Raw genomic sequence first — 16,561 nt, forward strand, 5'->3', positions numbered from 1 at the left:
TGGAGCTCCTTTTCGCAGCACCCGTGTGGGGGATTCAGCGCGCAACGCCGGCTTGGCCGATGCCAGCCATGACGCGCGCGATGATGGCGTCGCAGCGAATGCCATCGAAAGCGAACGCATCGCTCAGCGCGACATCGACTTCGCGCGACAGCGACTCGCGCAGCAGCCCGCGGGCGCGAAAGAAGCGGCTGCGCACAGTCGCTTCCGGAATCGCCAGCGCAGCCGCCACTTCCTCGATGCTCATGTCTTCCACGGCACGCAGCACGAACACGGTGCGAAACGCTTCGGGCAAGCCATCGATGCCGGACTCGATCAGGTGGCGCATCTCCCCGCGCATGGCCACGCGCTCAGGCTGTTCGTCGGCGTCCGCGTGCATCCACGTTTCTCCTTGCGCTTCGCACAGATCCGTGGCGGCGTCGAGCGGGACCACCTGGGCACCGGCGCCGCGGCGCAGCCTCCCGAGCGCCTCGTTCACCACGATGCGCACCAGCCAGGTGGACAGGCGCGCCTCGGCACGGAAGCCGGAGAGTGAACGCCAGGCACGCAAATAGGCCTCCTGCAGCGCATCCTGCGTCTCTTCGTCGTTCTTCAGGATGCTGCGGCCGGTGCGAAACAGCAGGCGGTTGTGCCTGCGCATGATCTGCTGGAAGGCATCGATGTCGCCACGCGCAGCGCGAGCGGCCAGTTCGGCATCGGAGGCGGAGGTCGGTGCAGCGGTGCTGAATGGAAGTGGTGGCATGTCGGACCCTGTGCCCATTGGATGGGGCAGGGGATCGTGCTGTTCCCGCATGCCGCCTTTGCCGGAACAGGTCCAGCGAGGCGGACAATCCCTTTCTTGGGACATCTCCTGGAGGAGCACACCTATGGCGGATAGAAAGGACACGTGGGCAGCCGGCGATCTCTACGAGCCCTACGTGGGGCGCTGGAGCCGAAAGGTCGCGGCCGAACTGCTGGCCTGGCTTCGGGTGCCGCCGCAGTCGGCATGGCTGGACGTCGGCTGCGGCACCGGGGCCCTCACGCAGACCATCCTGGACCACGCGCAGCCGGCCTCGGTGCTCGGCACCGATGCCTCTGAAGGCTTCGTCGACCATGCGCGCAGCCATATTCCGGATCCGCGCGCGTCCTTCGAGGTCGGCGATGCGCAGAAGCTGCCGGTCGAGGCGGGGCGTTTCGATGCGGCCGTCGCCGCGCTGGTGCTTAACTTCGTTCCGGAGCCCGGGCGCGCGGTCGCCGGGATGGCACGTGCGGTCAAGCCCGGAGGGACGGTGGCCGCGTACGTGTGGGACTACGCCGGCCGGATGGAACTCATGTGCCACTTCTGGGACGCCGCCGTCGAGCTGAATCCGGCGGCCGCTGAACTCGACGAAGGGCGGCGATTTCCGCTCTGCCAGCCGGCGCCGCTCGAGGCGCTGTTCGTCCAGGCGGGATTGCGTGCCGTCGAAGTGCGTCCCCTCGACGTCGCGACGCCGTTTCGCGACTTCGACGACTACTGGACGCCTTTTCTGGGCGGACAAGGACCTGCGCCCGGTTATGCGATGTCCTTGAACGAGGCGGATCGGTCGAGGCTGCGCGAACGCATTCGCGCCGCATTGCCGCGCCGGCCCGATGGCGCGATCGCGCTGAGCGCGCGCGCCTGGGCCGTGCGCGGGTTCGCCGCTGTTCGCAGGCCCTAATCAAGCGCGGCGCAGGAATTTTCTCAACATCAGTTTGGCGGGGCTGCTGCCGAAGATCAGCCGCGAATACGAGACGAACAGGTCCTTGGGAAGCAGCACGCTGCCGTAGTAATAGATGCGGTACTGGCGTGGCCCCCGGCGGGTGTCCGGGTGGCGCAGCACCTTCCACAGCAGCCCGAGGTCCTTGCCGGCCCCGGACAGCCAGCGTTCGAGGAAGGTGAGCCAGAGATAGCCCCCTTGGTCGTCCAGCGGCCGCCACAAAGAAGCCGAGCCGGGCCTGATCTTCTCGAGCTGGCTGCGCAGCCAGGCATCGAAACGGCGGGCACGTTGCAGCGTCTTCCTGATCTGCTCCAGCGAGACCATCGACCCCGACGAAATGGACGTGAGGTGGATGCGATAGCGTGTCAGCGGTTCGGGAATCCAGGCGGTCGGGCTGAGCAGCGTGGCGGCAGTGCAAAGCTGCAGGTCCTGGTACATCAGCCGATTGGAGTCCAGCGGGCCGATGGCGGCCAGGACCTCGCGCCTGAAGGCCAGCGCCGAGGTCAACGCGAGCACCGGGGTCGAGGCGGCCTTCAATGCCTCGGAAGCGAGCCAGCCCTCGGGCCCTTTGCCGCCGGGATAGTAGGGCGCGAGGCCCAGACGGGGCTGCACCTCGGAGAAGCGCATCATGCTGTGGTGGACCCAGCCGGGGCGATGTCCGTTCACGCGCCCGCGCAAGGCGGCGAGCACCTTTTCGATGCGCTCCGGCACGATGGCGTCGTCGGCATCGAGCAGGAGCACCACGTCCCCGGAGCATGCGGCGAGCGCGGCATTCGTTGCCGAGCAAATTCCACCGTTTGGCTGATGGATCGCCCGGATCTGGGGCAGGCGCGCCGCATAGCCGTTCAGCACCTCCGCGGTGTCGTCGGTCGAGCCGTCGTTCACCACCACGATTTCGTCAGCGGGGATGGTCTGGGCGAGACAGCTCTCCAGGCACTCGGCCAGGAAGCGGCCGTAGTTGAAGCAGATGATGGCAATGCTCACCTTCGGCACGGGCGGCAGCTCGGGCATCGCCAGCGGCTCGAGCGCAATTTGGACCGGTGCTGCGGACATGGTCTTGCCAGCTTTCCATGGACATGTGTCGGGATGGCGACGAGGCGCACCCCTCCTGCTGTAGGCGTGCGCCGAATTTTGCCAGTGAGGCAAGATGCGCGCCATAGCTTTTCATGCATCGAGCCGCCGGCCTCAAAGCAGCCGCGAAACCTCCGCCGCCGCGGCCAGCAGCGCGGGCAGCATGGTCTCCTGCATCACCTTCGCGCTGGTGCGGTTGGCCTGGCCGCTGATGTTGAGCGCGGCCACCATGCGGCCGGCGCGGTCGACGATCGGCGCGGCGATCGAGATCAGGCCTTCTTCCAGTTCCTGGTTGACCAGGCACCAGCGCTGGCGCCGCGCCTGCACGACCTTGGCAAAGAGGGCGTCGATGTCGGTCAGGGTGTGGCGCGTCAAGGCTTCGAGCGTCGAGGCTTCGAGCCGCGCGCGCACCTCTTCATCGTCCAGGTCCGCGAGCAGCAGGCGGCCCATCGAGGTGCAGTACGCGGGCAGGCGCGAGCCCACGCCGAGGCTGATTCGCATGATCTTGTGCGTCGGCACGCGCATCACGTAGACGATGTCGGTGGCGTCGAGCACGGCCGCCGAGCACGACTCCTGTACCTGCTGCACCAGCGCCTCCATCACCGGCTCGGCACGGTTCCAGATCGGCATCGACGAGAGGTAGGCGAAGCCCAGGTCGAGGATGCGCGGCGTCAGCGCGAAGAGCTTGCCGTCGGAATCGACGTAGCCCAGCGTCTGCAGCGTGAGCAGGATGCGGCGCGCACCGGCGCGCGTGAGGCCGGCCGCGGCCGCCACCTCGCTCAAGGTCTGGCGCGGTGCGCTCGCGCTGAAGGAGCGGATCACCTGCAATCCGCGCGCGAAGGACTGCACGTAGCTGTCGCCCGGTGTGGGTGCGGTGGGCTGCTGCTTGTGGGTTGCCATGGCGGTGGATCTTCTTTAAAATTCATTATACGAACACTTGTTCGGTATGCGAACAAAATCGCAACCTGGGTGTTTCGCTTTTTCCCACCCCCGGAGACAGATTCCATGATCAACAAGATCGCGCGCTCGGTCGCCGATGCCATGGCCGGCATCCCCGACGGCGCCACGGTGCTCATCGGCGGCTTCGGCACCGCCGGCATTCCCGGCGAGCTCATCGACGGCCTGATCGAGCAGGGCGCCACGGACCTCACCGTCGTCAACAACAACGCCGGCAACGGCGATACCGGCCTGGCCGCGCTGCTGAAGGCCGGGCGCGTGCGCAAGATCATCTGCAGCTTTCCGCGGCAGGCCGACAGTTACGTCTTCGACGAGCTCTACCGCTCCGGCAAGCTCGAACTGGAACTGGTGCCGCAGGGCAACCTGGCCGAGCGCATCCGTGCGGCCGGTGCCGGCATCGGCGCCTTCTTCTGCCCGACCGGCTTCGGCACCCAGCTGTCCGGCGATCGAGAGACCCGCGAGATCGACGGCAAGCAATACGTGCTGGAGTACCCGATCCGCGGCGATGTCGCGCTGATCAAGGCCGAGCAGGGCGACCGCTGGGGCAACCTCACTTACCGCAAGGCCGCGCGCAACTTCGGGCCGGTGATGGCCATGGCGTCCGACCGCACCATCGCCACCGTGCACGAGATCGTCGAACTCGGCGAGATGGACCCCGAGGCCATCGTCACGCCGGGCATATTCGTCCACCAGATCGTCAAGATCGAGCGCGTCGCCACGCAAGCCGGCGGCTTCAAGAAGGCAGCCTGACCATGAGCAACTACCAACGCCGCACCAAGGACCAGCTCGCCGCCCGCGTCGCGCAGGACATCTTCGACGGCGCCGTCGTCAACCTCGGCATCGGCCAGCCGACCCTGGTCGCTAACCACCTGCCGGCCGGCCGCGAGGTCATCCTGCACAGCGAGAACGGCATCCTCGGCATGGGCCCGGCGCCGGCCGAAGGCCAGGAGGACTATGACCTGATCAACGCCGGCAAGCAGCCGGTCACGCTGCTGTCCGGCGGCGCGTATTTCCACCATGCCGACAGTTTCGCGATGATGCGCGGCGGCCACCTCGACATCTGCGTGCTGGGCGCCTTCCAAGTCTCGGCCACCGGCGACCTCGCGAACTGGAGCACCGGCGAGGAAGGCGCCATCCCCGCGGTCGGCGGCGCGATGGACCTGGCCATCGGCGCCAAGCAGACCTGGGTGATGATGGATTTGCTGACCAAGAAGGGCGAGAGCAAGGTCGTCGCCCAATGCACCTATCCGCTGACCGGCATCGGCTGCGTGAAGCGCGTGTATTCCGACCTTGCCACCCTCGAATGCACGCCCTCGGGCTTGAAGCTGATCGACAAGGTCGAAGGCCTCGAGCATGCCGAGCTCGAAAAGCTGGTCGGCCTGCCGATCACCATCTGACGACAACTTCGACGAGAGACACACCATGACGAATCAAGCCTTCATCTGCGACGCCGTTCGCACCCCCTTCGGCCGCTACGGCGGCGCCTTGTCGAGCGTGCGCGCCGACGACCTCGGTGCGGTGCCGCTCAGGGCGCTAATGGAACGCAACAAGGACGTCGACTGGCAGGCCGTCAGCGACGTGCTCTACGGCTGCGCCAACCAGGCCGGCGAAGACAACCGCAACGTCGCGCGCATGTCGGCGCTGCTCGCGGGCCTGCCGCAGCAAGTCGGCGGCGGCACCATCAACCGCCTGTGCGGCTCGGGCCTGGATGCGGTCGGCACCGCGGCGCGCGCCATCAAGGCCGGCGAGACCGGCCTGATGATCGCGGGCGGCGTCGAGAGCATGAGCCGCGCGCCCTTCGTGATGCCGAAGGCCGAAAGCGCCTTCAGCCGCGCCAACGCGGTCTACGACACCACCATCGGCTGGCGCTTCGTCAACAAGCTCATGAAGGCGCAGTACGGCATCGACTCGATGCCGGAGACGGCCGAGAACGTGGCGACCGACTACAAGATCGAGCGCGAGGCGCAGGACCGCATGGCGCTGGCCTCGCAGCAGCGCGCCGTGGCGGCGCAGAAGTCGGGCTTCTTCGATGCCGAGATCGTGCCGGTCAGCGTGCCGCAGAAGAAGGGCGACGCGATCGTGGTCGGCAAGGACGAGCATCCGCGCGACACCAGCCTCGAGGCGCTGGCCAAGCTGAAGGGCGTGGTGCGGCCGGACGGCACCGTGACCGCCGGCAATGCCAGCGGCGTGAACGACGGCGCCGCGGCCTTGCTCCTGGCCGACGAGGCGCATGCGGCCAAGTACGGCCTCACGCCGCGCGCCCGCGTGGTCGGCATGGCCACGGCCGGCGTGCCGCCGCGCGTGATGGGCATCGGCCCGGCGCCCGCCACCGAGAAGGTGCTGAAGCTCACCGGCCTCACGCTCGACCAGATCGACGTGATCGAACTCAACGAAGCCTTCGCCGCGCAAGGCTTGGCGGTGCTGCGCCTCTTGGGCCTGAAGGACGACGACGCGCGCGTCAACATCAACGGCGGCGCGATCGCGCTCGGCCATCCGCTGGGCGCCAGCGGCGCGCGCCTCGCGACCACCGCGGTGAATCAGCTCCACAAGCAGGGCGGCCGCTATGCGCTGTGCACCATGTGCATCGGCGTGGGGCAGGGCATCGCCGTGATCCTCGAACGCGTCTGATCGGACTCGCCCGAAGCGACCAGCTGCCGGGCCTACTGCGGCAGCGGGCGACCGGTGCGCGCGCTGGTCCCGCCGCTTGAATCCGCGCCTGAATTTCTTTCTACAAGTCCGGAGACTTCCCATGTTTTTCAGATCCTTGATGGCGGTCGCGGCCCTGGCTGCCGCCAGCCTGATGCCCGCAACCGCCAGCGCGCAGCAGTTCCCCACCAAGCCGGTGCGCATCATCACGCCCTTCCCGGTGGGCGGCGGACCGGACGGCGTGGCGCGCCTGGTGGCCGACAAGCTCTCGCGCGCCTGGGGCCAGCCGGTGGTGGTCGAGAACCGGCCCGGCGGCAATGGCTTCATCGCCATCGATGCCTGGAAGCGCGGCGCTAAGGACGGGCACGACCTGCTGGTGCTCGACAACGTGCACCTCGCGGCCTATCCGGCGCTGTTCAAGAAGCTGCCCTACGACCCGAACAAGGACTTCGACGCCCTGCTGCCGCTGTTCAAGGCCTACTTCTTCTTCACCGTGCCGGCCGACAGCAAATACAAGACGGTGGGCGACCTGATCGCCGACGCCAAGGCCAACCCGGGCAAGCTCAACTACGGCTCCTGGTCGGTGGGCAACCCGGTGCATCTGGGCTCGGAACTCTTCGAATCGGCCACCGGCACGCAGATGGAGCACGTGATCTACAAGGAGACCACGCAGCTCTACACCTCGGTCTCGACCGGCGAGCTGGCCTTCGCGCTCGGCACCAGCGCCACCGCCGGTCCGCTGCATCGTGCCGGCAAGCTGCGCCTCCTGGCGGCGGCGGCGCCCAAGCGCGTCGCAGCCTTCCCCGAGGTGCCGACGGTCGGTGAGTCTGGCGGCCCGCAGGGCTTCGAGGTCACCGGCTGGAACGCGATCGCGGTGCCGCAGGGCCTGCCGGCTGCCGTGACCGACAAGATCAAGCGCGACATCGAGAAGGGGCTGGCCGAGGCCGACGTGCAGGAGAAGTTCAAGAGCTTCGGCTACGAACCCTTCCCGACCACGCGCGAGCAGTTCAACCAGTTCGTGCAGAGCGAGACCAGGCGCTTCGGCGACGTGATCAAGAAGGCGAACGTCTCGCTGGACTAAGGCTCTCGCTGAGCGGCCTGCCACACCAGCGTGGCGGCCGCGAGGTCTTCGAGCGCGCTGCCGACGGCCTTGAAGACGGTGCGCTCGCTGTCGTCGGCGCGTCCGCAGTGCGTGCCGCGGCACAGCTCGGCGAGCGTGGCCTGCACGTCATCGCGCGAAAGCGTGCCGGCCGCGATCGCATCGAGCAGGTCGCCGGCCTTCTGCAACGCTTCGTCGGTGTCGACGAAGGTCCGCGCACCGGCGAAGCAGGCTGGGTCGGCCTCGCGCATCTGCGGCGCGAAGCTGCCGATCAGGTCCAGGTGCGAGCCCGGCGCCAGCCACCCGCCTTGAACGAGCGGCGTGGTGGCGAGCGTCGCGCAGCTCACGATGTCGGCGTTGCGCGCGGCGGCCTCGAGATCGGTCACGGCTTGCGCGTTCCAGCCTTCGCTGCGCCATTGCGCCGCCAGCGCCTGCGCGCCCTCGGGCCGGTGGTTCCACACCCGCACTTCGTCGATCGCCCGCACGGTGGCAAGCGCGGCCGGCAGCAGGCGCGCGACGCGGCCGGTGCCGAGCACGAGCAGGCGCCGCGCATCCGAACGCGCGAGGAAGGAAGCGCCGAGCGCCGAAGCCGCCGCTGTGCGGTGGGCGGTGATCTCGTTTCCGTCCATCAGCGCGAGCGGCACGCCGGTGTGTGCGTCGTAGAGCACGTAGGTCGCGTGCAGGCCGGGCAGGCCGTGCGCACTGTTGCCGGGAAAGATGTTGATGGTCTTGATGCCGAGGAAGCCCGCATCGCTCCAGGCCGGCATGATCAGCACCGTGCCGCGGTCGGCGCCGGCTTCGATGGGATGCACATGGCGCGGCGGCACCTTGGCCTCGCCGGCGAAGGCGTCGCGCAAGGCGGGCACCAGGCGGGCCAACTGCAGTGCGCTGCGGGTGCTGTGCTCGTCGAAATGTTTCATGGCGTGGTCGGCCTCAGGCAGAAACCAGCTGGCTCCATTGGAGTCCGTATTTGGCGAGGTACTTGCGCAGGCGGTCGGCGTCGTTGACCACCGTGCGCTGGCCGCGCGAAGCCTGGAACAGCTGGCGCCCGGCATCCGAGAGCGTACGCGCGTCGCGGCAGACGCGCACCACCGCTTCGAGCTGAAGCCGATCGAACAGGTCCAGCTCCGCCTCGCGCTCGGCGCCGAGCAGGGCGCCGAGGGCGATCGCATCCTGCCCACCCGAGGGCGCGGCGCGCTTCCAGAGCCAGCGCAGGCGTGCGATCTCGGCCTGCACCAGCTCGCCGGTGATGCGCCCGCCGTCGGCCAGCGTTGCGAGCCGCGTCACGCTGGCCGAGAGATCGCGGAAGTTCCCGCTCCAGAGCGCCTCGTCGCTGCGCGCGAAGCGCAGGTAGGCGGCGCGCGCCTCGGCATTGAAGCGTGCCACGCGGTGGTTCTCGGCGGCGTAGAGCGCGAGCAGATGGTCGATGTTGGGCTCGATGTCCTCCGGCCGTCGGGCGAGGCCCGGCAGGTCGTAGGTCCAGAGGTTGATGCGCGCGAACAGATCTTCGCGAAAGCGCCCGCCGGCCACGTCGGCGCGCAGATCGCGGTTGGTGCCGGCGATCAGCTGGAAGTCGCTTTCCACTTCGCGGTCCGAGCCCATCGGGAAGAAGCGCTTCTCCTCGATCGCCTTCAGCAGCATCGCCTGTTCATCTGCGCCGAGTTCGCCGATCTCGTCGAGAAAGAGAACGCCCTGGTGCGCGCTTCGCAGCAGGCCGGCGCGCTCCGCCGCCGCGCCGGTGAAGGCGCCTTTCTTGTGGCCGAACAGCGTGGATGCCGCGCCGTCGCCGCGCAGGGTGGCGCAGTTCACCTCGACGAAGGCGCCGGTTGCCTGATGGCGCGTCTTCTTGAGCTCGAACATGCGACGCGCGAGGAAGGACTTGCCCGCGCCCGTGGGACCGACGAGCAGGATCGGCGCGCGCGAGCGCACGGCGACGCGCTCGATCTCGTCGATCAGTGCATTGAAGCGCGGGTTGAGCGTCGCGATGCCGCTCTTGAGGAAGGCGACCGCATCGCGCTGCTCGGCTTCGAAGCGCCGCGCGATCGCGTCGTAGCGCGAGAGGTCGAGGTCGATCAGCGTGCAGTCGCCCGGGTCGCCGGCGCGCTGCCGCTTGGGCGGCGCGGTCTGCGCGAGCACGCCCGGGATGGCGCGCGACTCCGCCAGCAGGAACATGCAGATCTGCGCCACGTGCGTGCCGGTCGTGATGTGCGTCCAGTACTGCTCGCGCTCGGCGTCGAAGGGATAGGCGCGCGCCCAGTCGTAGAGGCAGGTGTAGACCTCGCCGAAATCCCAGGGATCGGCGATGTCGAGCTCGACCAATCTCACTTCGGTCTCGGGCGAGACGATTGCGATGTCGGCCTGGACTCTTTCTGCGAGCGCCTTGTGCCGCAGCGTATGGATCAGCTCCATGCGCGCGATCACCATGTCCTCGTGCTGCGTCAGCGAGACGGTGGGGCGCCATTTCTCCCAGCGCCCGGCGCCCTGTCCGGCGTCGAGCTGGGTGCCGAGGAAGCCGATGACGACGATGGGTTTCATGGAGATAAAAAACTAGCGAGTATTCTAGTCTCTGGCAGCCTGCCTTCGACGGTGTCCTTAGGACGCCAAAGAAAAATCCTTTTCCATCAACGACTTGGTCTTTGCTGGCATTGCCTGCTCCGCATTGGCACACTCTTCGCAGACAAGACGGCAAGCGCCGTTGTGGCGTGAGTCAGGGAGGGTGCAATCGGCACCCTCCCGAGCGAGAGAAAAGACATGGAACAGAACTACGAGCTGCACGAAGTCGAGAACGGCGTCCCGGTGAAGATGTGGACCCGCGGCGTGCCCGTCGAAGACGAAGCGCAGAAACAGCTGGAGAACGCGGCGCGCCTGCCCATTGTGTTCAAGCACATCGCGGCCATGCCCGACGTGCACTACGGCATCGGCGCGACCGTGGGCTCGGTGATCCCGACCTTCAGGGCCATCATCCCGGCCGCGGTCGGCGTGGACATCGGCTGCGGAATGATGGCGTGCAAGACCACGCTGCAGGCGAACGACCTGCCCGACAACCTGGGGCCGCTGCGTGCCGCGATCGAGAAGGCCGTGCCGCATGGGTCCAACCCGAAGCGCCAGGGGCGGGACAAGGGCGCGTGGGAAACCCCGCCCGACGAGACCGACGCCGCGTGGGCGAGGCTCGTTCATGAGTTCGACGCGATCTGCGAGGACTACCCGCGCCTGAAGAACACCAACAACCACAAGCACCTGGGAACGCTGGGCACCGGCAACCACTTCATCGAGGTCTGCCTCGACCAGGCGGGCGCCGTGTGGTTCATGCTGCACTCGGGTTCGCGCGGCGTGGGCAATGCGATCGGCACGCACTTCATCGAGCTCGCGAAGAAGGATGCCGAGCAGCACCAGCGCAACCTGCCCGACCAGGATCTGGCGTACTTCGAGGAAGGCGCCAAGTACTTCGGGGACTACGTGCGCGCGGTGGGCTGGGCCCAGAAGTTCGCGCGTGCCAATCGCGAAGTGATGATGCAGCGCGTGGTCGCGGCCGCGCGCAAGGTCGTCGCCAAGCCTTTCGAGGCGCATGTGGAAGCGGTGAACTGCCACCACAACTACGTGAGCCGCGAAACGCACTTCGGCCAGGACGTGCTCGTGACCCGCAAGGGCGCCGTGAGCGCGAAGGCGGGCGAACTCGGCATCATCCCGGGAAGCATGGGCGCCAAGAGCTACATCGTGCGTGGCAAGGGCAACCCCGAGAGCTTCATGAGCTGCAGCCACGGCGCCGGCCGCAAGATGAGCCGCACCAAGGCGAAGAAGCTCTACACCGTGGCCGACCAGATCGCTGCCACCGTCGGCGTGGAATGCCGCAAGGACGCCGACGTGATCGACGAGATCCCGATGGCCTACAAGGACATCGAGGCGGTGATGGAGGCGCAGAAGGACCTGGTGGAGGTGGTGTACACGCTCAAGCAGGTGGTGTGTGTGAAGGGGTAGCCCAAGACGGGATCGACGAATGAAAAGCAACAAGCAGCGCCGCGCCGAGATCAAGGGGCGGCGCCTCGAACGTGCTGGGAAACTCGCTGCGCTGCTGAGCGGGCAGGACGCGCGGCATCTGGTCGCCGGTGCGCGGCTTGCCGGCATGGAGCTGGCCGACCAGGACGTGCTGGCGCGCTACAACAACACCTATGGGCTGTTGCCCACCTTCTATGTCGACCTGGCCTTCACCTGCCGCGACTGCGGCATCGAGGAGGTCTGGACCGCCAAGCAGCAGAAGTGGTGGTACGAAGTGATCCACGGCCATATCGACAGCACCGCGGTGCGTTGCCGTGCGTGCCGCCGCGCGTATCGCGAGCAGCGACAGCCCGCGAACGCCGGCGAGGGCGCCAACCTGCTGCGCGAACGGACGCAGCGGCTGCGCACGCTGGGTGCGGCGAACCCGAATGCCGAGGCGCTGGCCGAGATCGACGCGGCCCTTGAAAGCAAATGGTGGAGTCTGCGGGTTGTCGCCATCGAGACCATGGGACGCTGGGGCGGGGCACTACGGGTCGAGCGGCTCGAGGCGCTTGTGGCGGGCCGCGCGGGCCATGGGTATTGGAGCTGGGAGCGTGTTGCGGGCGATGCCGCTGCCAAGGCCCTGGTGCGCGGAAAGCAGTGACGTGATGCGCGTTCGAACAACAGGATGATGAGGACAGAAGAAGTGATCGAACTCGACGGCTCCGAAGGCGAGGGCGGCGGCCAGATCCTGCGCACCGGCCTCGCGCTCGCGATGGTCACGGGCCAGCCGCTGGCGATCGATCGCATTCGCGCCAGGCGGCCCAAGCCGGGGCTAATGCGCCAGCACCTGGCCTGCGTGCTGGCGGCCGTGGAACTGAGCGGCGCGCAGATCGAGGGCGCCGAGCTCGGTTCGCAGCGGCTGCGCTTCGTGCCCGGCCCCGTGCGCGCCGGCGACTACCGCTTTGCGGTCGCCAGCGCGGGCAGTTGCATGCTGGTGCTCCAGACGGTGCTGCCCGCGCTGCTGCTGGCCGATGCGCCGAGCCGCGTCTCGCTCGCCGGCGGCACGCACAACCCGATGGCGCCGCCCTTCCATTTTCTGGATCTGGCCTTTGCACCGCTGGTGCGCCGCCTTGGCGCGGACCTGCAGCTGGTGCTGCATCGCTGCGGCTTCTATCCGGCCGGGGGCGGTGCGGTCGAAGCGACCATCGTGCCCTGCGCCGGACCGCTCAGGCCCTTCGATCTGCTGGCGCGCGGTGCGCTGCAGGCGGCACATGGCGAGTGCCTGGCGCCGGGGCTTGCGCGCCATGTCGCGGTGCGCGAGCTCGGCACGCTCGGCAGCGCGATGGGCTGGTCCGTCGAGCAGCTGCGCCACGGTGTGGTGCGGCAGAACGAAGGGCCGGGCAATGCGCTCATGGCCGTCTTCGCCTACGAGCACGTCACCGAGGTCTTCACGGCCTTCGGCGAGAAGACGCTTTCCGCCGAGCAGGTGGCGCATCGGCTCGTGAAGGAGGTGCGCGCCTTTCAGAAAAGCGGGGCTGCAGTCGGGTCGCACCTGGCGGACCAGCTCGCGCTGCTTCTTGCGCTCGCGGTGTGGCAGCGCAAGGAAGCCGCGGCCTTCAGCTGCAGCGAAGTGACGCAGCACACGCGCACCAACTGCGCGGTGATCGAGCGCTTCCTGCCTGTGCGCTTCGCGATCTCGCAGGGCGCCGAAGCTGCCATGGTGCAGGTGGCGCCGGCCTGATCGTCCTGCGCTATGCCAGCGGCGTCGCGTTGGCGTAGATGCGCAGCAGCATCTCGCGCAGCAGCTTCACCTCGCTCGCGCTGAAGTCCGAGAGCGCGATGGCTTCGTAGTGCTTGGCGAGCGGAATGATCTCGTGCGTGAGCTCGAGGCCGAGCGGCGTGAGCGCGAGGCGTATCGCGCGGCCGTCCGTACCGCACTTCTCGCGCCGCACGAGTTCCAGCGTCGCCAGCCGGTCGACGATGCGCGAGAGCGCCGACAGGTCGTTCGAGGAATGCAGCGCGAGCTCGGAAAGCGTCTGGTCCGGCGTGTGCTGCAGCGAGGCGCACACGCGCCATTCGACGAGGCTCAGGCCGTAGGGCTTGAGCGCCTTGGAGAAGGCATTGCCCATGCGCGCGCCGGCGCGTGCCAACAGGAAGGGAATCGCCTTCTCGAGATCGTGATCCTGGACTAGGGTTTTCATGAACAAATACTTGCTGATTCAAGTATAGAGTGCGCCCAATTGCTTGAATATTCAAGTAACGAAAGAGGCAATCATGAACCTTTTCCGCTCCCGCTGCACGGCTCTTCTGCTCGCGCTTTCGGCCGGCGCCGCCGCGCCGCTTGCCCATGCGCAGGGCGCTGCGGCCAAGTGGCCGGCCCAGCCGGTGCGCTTCGTCGTTCCCTTCCCGGCGGGCTCGGCGCCCGACGTGCTGATCCGGCATGTGAGCGTCAAGCTCGGCGAGAAGTGGGGGCAGGGCGTGATCGTCGACAACAAGCCGGGCGGCAGCGGCGTGATCGGCATGAACGCCATCCTCGCCGCGCCCGCGGACGGCGCCACCTTCGGCTTCGTGCAGGGCTCGGCGATCTCGGTCGCGCCGAGCACCATCAAGGGCGTGAACTACGACTTCAACCGCGACTTCGTGCCGGTCACGCTGGCCGCGGTCGCGCCTTTCATGCTGGCGGTGCCGGGCGATTCGCCCTACAAGACGCTGGCCGATTTCATCGCTGCTGCCAAGGCGAAGCCGCAGAGCATCGAGGTGGCCGACAACGGCCGTGGCACGTTGCCGCATCTTGCATCAGCGCTGCTCGGGCTGCAGTCGGGCGCGCAGTTCCTCGAGGTGCACTACCCCGGCGGCGCGCAGGCGATGCAGGCCATGCTGGGCGGCCAGACCAAGATGATGGTCGAGACCTACAACGTGGTGGCGGGCAACGTGCAGGCTGGCAAGATGCGCATCCTCGCGAGCATGGGCGACCGCGCCGAGCCCGGGCTCGAACAGTTTCCGCTGGCCAGCAGAACGGTGCCCGGCGCGGTGGCGCACGGCTGGTTCGCGGTCATCGCGAAGAAGGGCGTGGACCCGGCCGTCCTCGCCAGGCTCAACAAGGACATGGGCGAGGCGCTGCTCCTGCCCGACGTGGTGGCCAAGTCGCGCGAGCTCGGCACCTACCCGCGCCCGGGCACGCCCGAGCAGCTGGCCCAGTACATCGCCGATGACCGCAAGACCTGGCAGGGCGTGCTCGACAAGCTCAACATCAAGCCGGAGTGAACAGCGGATGAAGAACAAGATCGCGCTCGAGGAGCATTTCGCCATCGAGCTCACCATCGGCGACTCGGAGGTCTATGCGCGGCCGGAGGTCTGGGCCGGCCTGAAGAGCAATCTGCTCGACTTCGAGCAGCAGCGCATCGAGCAGATGGATGCCTGGGGTACCGAATACGCAATCCTCTCGCTCAACTCGCCGGCGGTGCAGGCCATTCCCGATCCACGCCGTGCCGTCGAAGTGGCGCGGCGCGCGAACGAGGTGCTGGCCGAGCAGGCGGCGCGCCGGCCGACACGCTTCGGCGGCTTCGCGGCGCTGCCGATGCAGGACCCTGAAGCGGCGGCGCGCGAGCTCGAACGCTGCGTGAAGGAGTTCGGCTTCCACGGCTTCCTGGTCAACGGCTTCTCGCAGGTCGGCGACGAACGCACCGTCGTCTACTACGACGCGCCTCGGTTCGCCGACTTCTGGGCCGCGGCCGCGGCGCTCGGCAAGCCCTTCTACATGCACCCGCGCGACCCGCTGCCGGCACGCGAGCCGATCTACGACGGCGCGCACTGGCTCACGGGGCCGACCTGGGCCTTTGCCGTGGAGACCAGCATCCACGCGCTGCGGCTGTTGTCGAGCGGCCTCTTCGACCGGCATCCCGCGTTGCAGATGATCCTCGGCCACTTCGGCGAAGGCATCCCCTTCAACATCTGGCGCGTCGACCACATCTTGCGCAAGGGACGGCGCGGCATGCCGTGCGAGAAGCAGATTGGCGACTACCTGCGCAGCAATGTGCACATCACGACCAGCGGCAACTTCCGCACGCCCACCTTGCTCTCGACGATGCTGGAAGTGGGCAGCGACCGCATCATGTACTCGGTGGACTACCCCTTCGAGAAGCACGAGGATGCGGCGAGCTGGTTTGACCATTGCGAGATCAGCGACAACGACCGGCTGAAGATCGGCCGGGACAACGCGCGCAAGCTTTTCAAACTGCCATGAAAACAGCACTCGACAGCCGACCCGTGCTGATCGCCGGCGGCGGCATCGGCGGCCTGGCGGCGGCGCTCGCGCTGGTGCGCGAGGGCTACAACGTGAAGGTGATCGAGCAGTCCGCCCACATCGGCGAGATCGGCGCCGGCATCCAGCTCAGCCCCAATGCCTTTGCGGCCTGCGATGCGCTGGGCGTCGGAGCGAACCTGCGCGCCCGGGCCGTCTACACCGACGAGATGGTGATGTTCGATGCCATCGATGCGAAGCGCGTGATCGGCATCGCGCTCGATGCGCGCTTCAGGGAGCGCTTCGGCAACCCGTACACGGTGATCCATCGCACCGACATCCACGGCGCGCTGCTCGAAGGGGTGCAGGCCACCACCGAAGGCATCGAGTTCCTCACGTCGACCAAGGTGGTGCACATCGAGCAGAGCGACGACGGCGTCACGCTGATCGACGCGCAGGGCGGCCGCCAGGCCAGGCCGTGATCGGCTGCGACGGCGTGCGTTCGGCGGTGCGCCAGCAGTACGTGGACGACGGCATCCACGTCTCGGGCCACGTGGTGTTCCGCGCGGTGATCGACACGGCCGAGTTCCCCGAGGCGCTGCGCTACACAGCGCCCTGCATCTGGGTCGGGCCCAACTGCCACCTGGTGCACTACCCGCTCAAGGGCGGCGACAAGTTCAACCTGGCGGTCACCTTCCACAGCGACCGGCCCGAGGAGTGGGGCTCGATGGACGGCGACCCGTCCGAAGTGCAGCGCTACTTCCGCCCCACCTGCGAAGCGGTGCAGCAGACCCTGCGCATTCCGAAAGCCTGGAAGCGCTACTCCGCAGCCGACCGCGATCCGATCGAGCGCTGGACCTT

Annotated in this window: 16 protein-coding genes and 1 pseudogene; 11 read left to right on the forward strand and 6 right to left on the reverse strand. The window is 67.8% G+C overall.

The window, feature by feature from the left end:
- Positions 1 to 34 precede the first annotated feature (34 nt).
- Positions 35 to 739 (reverse strand): RNA polymerase sigma factor, encoded by a 705-nt coding sequence (locus ACSQ9A_RS05465; protein WP_436302942.1) that lies wholly within the window; start codon positions 737 to 739, stop codon positions 35 to 37.
- Between the two features lie 124 nt (positions 740 to 863).
- On the opposite strand from ACSQ9A_RS05465, the gene ACSQ9A_RS05470 reads away from it, so the two are divergent.
- Positions 864 to 1,673: a class I SAM-dependent methyltransferase gene (locus tag ACSQ9A_RS05470; protein ID WP_436302943.1), complete on the forward strand. Its 810-nt coding sequence runs from the start codon at positions 864 to 866 to the stop codon at positions 1,671 to 1,673.
- On the opposite strand, the gene ACSQ9A_RS05475 is transcribed toward ACSQ9A_RS05470, so the two are convergent.
- Together ACSQ9A_RS05475 and ACSQ9A_RS05480 are read right to left on the reverse strand one after the other, a co-directional pair.
- Positions 1,674 to 2,723 carry a glycosyltransferase family 2 protein gene (locus ACSQ9A_RS05475; protein ID WP_436302944.1) on the reverse strand — a complete coding sequence of 350 codons (1,050 nt, stop codon included), beginning with the start codon at positions 2,721 to 2,723 and terminating at the stop codon, positions 1,674 to 1,676.
- A 174-nt stretch (positions 2,724 to 2,897) separates the two neighbouring features.
- Positions 2,898 to 3,683, reverse strand: coding sequence for an IclR family transcriptional regulator domain-containing protein (locus tag ACSQ9A_RS05480; RefSeq protein WP_436302945.1), 786 nt, complete (start codon positions 3,681 to 3,683; stop codon positions 2,898 to 2,900).
- A gap of 105 nt (positions 3,684 to 3,788) precedes the next feature.
- Here ACSQ9A_RS05480 and ACSQ9A_RS05485 point away from each other — a divergent pair, with 105 nt between their 5' ends.
- From ACSQ9A_RS05485 to ACSQ9A_RS05500, 4 genes are all read left to right on the forward strand, one after another.
- Positions 3,789 to 4,490, forward strand: a complete 702-nt coding sequence (locus ACSQ9A_RS05485) for a 3-oxoacid CoA-transferase subunit A (RefSeq protein ID WP_436302946.1) — start codon at positions 3,789 to 3,791, stop codon at positions 4,488 to 4,490.
- Positions 4,491 to 4,492: 2 nt separating this feature from the next.
- Positions 4,493 to 5,137 (forward strand): 3-oxoacid CoA-transferase subunit B, encoded by a 645-nt coding sequence (locus ACSQ9A_RS05490; RefSeq protein ID WP_093111553.1) that lies wholly within the window; start codon positions 4,493 to 4,495, stop codon positions 5,135 to 5,137.
- Positions 5,138 to 5,162: 25 nt separating this feature from the next.
- The gene (gene pcaF / locus ACSQ9A_RS05495; protein ID WP_436302947.1) at positions 5,163 to 6,368 is read left to right on the forward strand and encodes a 3-oxoadipyl-CoA thiolase; all 1,206 of its coding nucleotides are present in this window, start codon (positions 5,163 to 5,165) and stop codon (positions 6,366 to 6,368) included.
- A 121-nt stretch (positions 6,369 to 6,489) separates the two neighbouring features.
- Positions 6,490 to 7,467, forward strand: a complete 978-nt coding sequence (locus ACSQ9A_RS05500) for a Bug family tripartite tricarboxylate transporter substrate binding protein (RefSeq protein ID WP_436302948.1) — start codon at positions 6,490 to 6,492, stop codon at positions 7,465 to 7,467.
- On the opposite strand, the gene ACSQ9A_RS05505 is transcribed toward ACSQ9A_RS05500, so the two are convergent.
- Positions 7,464 to 8,405, reverse strand: coding sequence for an ornithine cyclodeaminase family protein (locus ACSQ9A_RS05505; RefSeq protein ID WP_436302949.1), 942 nt, complete (start codon positions 8,403 to 8,405; stop codon positions 7,464 to 7,466). The two genes, ACSQ9A_RS05500 and ACSQ9A_RS05505, sit on opposite strands and share 4 nt — an antisense overlap.
- Before the next feature lie 13 nt (positions 8,406 to 8,418).
- On the reverse strand, positions 8,419 to 10,020 hold the full coding sequence (gene rtcR / locus ACSQ9A_RS05510) for an RNA repair transcriptional activator RtcR (protein ID WP_436302950.1): 1,602 nt from the start codon (positions 10,018 to 10,020) through the stop codon (positions 8,419 to 8,421).
- 216 nt (positions 10,021 to 10,236) lie between these two features.
- On the opposite strand from rtcR, the gene ACSQ9A_RS05515 reads away from it, so the two are divergent.
- The 3 genes from ACSQ9A_RS05515 to rtcA are packed head-to-tail and all read left to right on the forward strand — an operon-like array spanning position 10,237 to position 13,201.
- The gene (locus ACSQ9A_RS05515) at positions 10,237 to 11,460 is read left to right on the forward strand and encodes an RtcB family protein (RefSeq protein ID WP_436302951.1); all 1,224 of its coding nucleotides are present in this window, start codon (positions 10,237 to 10,239) and stop codon (positions 11,458 to 11,460) included.
- A gap of 19 nt (positions 11,461 to 11,479) precedes the next feature.
- The gene (locus ACSQ9A_RS05520; RefSeq protein ID WP_436302952.1) at positions 11,480 to 12,121 is read left to right on the forward strand and encodes a zinc-ribbon domain containing protein; all 642 of its coding nucleotides are present in this window, start codon (positions 11,480 to 11,482) and stop codon (positions 12,119 to 12,121) included.
- 42 nt (positions 12,122 to 12,163) lie between these two features.
- Positions 12,164 to 13,201 (forward strand): RNA 3'-terminal phosphate cyclase, encoded by a 1,038-nt coding sequence (rtcA, locus tag ACSQ9A_RS05525; protein ID WP_436302953.1) that lies wholly within the window; start codon positions 12,164 to 12,166, stop codon positions 13,199 to 13,201.
- Between the two features lie 10 nt (positions 13,202 to 13,211).
- On the opposite strand, the gene ACSQ9A_RS05530 is transcribed toward rtcA, so the two are convergent.
- A complete protein-coding gene (locus ACSQ9A_RS05530) occupies positions 13,212 to 13,661 on the reverse strand; it encodes a MarR family winged helix-turn-helix transcriptional regulator (protein ID WP_436295691.1) in 450 nt (149 codons plus the stop codon).
- Positions 13,662 to 13,734: 73 nt separating this feature from the next.
- On the opposite strand from ACSQ9A_RS05530, the gene ACSQ9A_RS05535 reads away from it, so the two are divergent.
- From ACSQ9A_RS05535 to ACSQ9A_RS05545, 3 genes and pseudogenes are all read left to right on the forward strand, one after another.
- Positions 13,735 to 14,724, forward strand: coding sequence for a Bug family tripartite tricarboxylate transporter substrate binding protein (locus tag ACSQ9A_RS05535; RefSeq protein ID WP_436302954.1), 990 nt, complete (start codon positions 13,735 to 13,737; stop codon positions 14,722 to 14,724).
- A gap of 7 nt (positions 14,725 to 14,731) precedes the next feature.
- Entirely contained in the window at positions 14,732 to 15,703 is a 972-nt protein-coding gene (locus ACSQ9A_RS05540) for an amidohydrolase family protein (protein WP_436302955.1), read from the forward strand.
- Positions 15,700 to 16,541: pseudogene (locus tag ACSQ9A_RS05545) on the forward strand (FAD-dependent monooxygenase); the annotation flags it as partial. The gene ACSQ9A_RS05540 and the pseudogene ACSQ9A_RS05545, both read left to right, overlap by 4 nt.
- Positions 16,542 to 16,561 lie beyond the last annotated feature (20 nt).

This window comes from Variovorax sp. LjRoot290, from assembly GCF_964253985.1.
In the GTDB taxonomy this organism is placed as follows: Bacteria; Pseudomonadota; Gammaproteobacteria; order Burkholderiales; family Burkholderiaceae_C; genus Variovorax.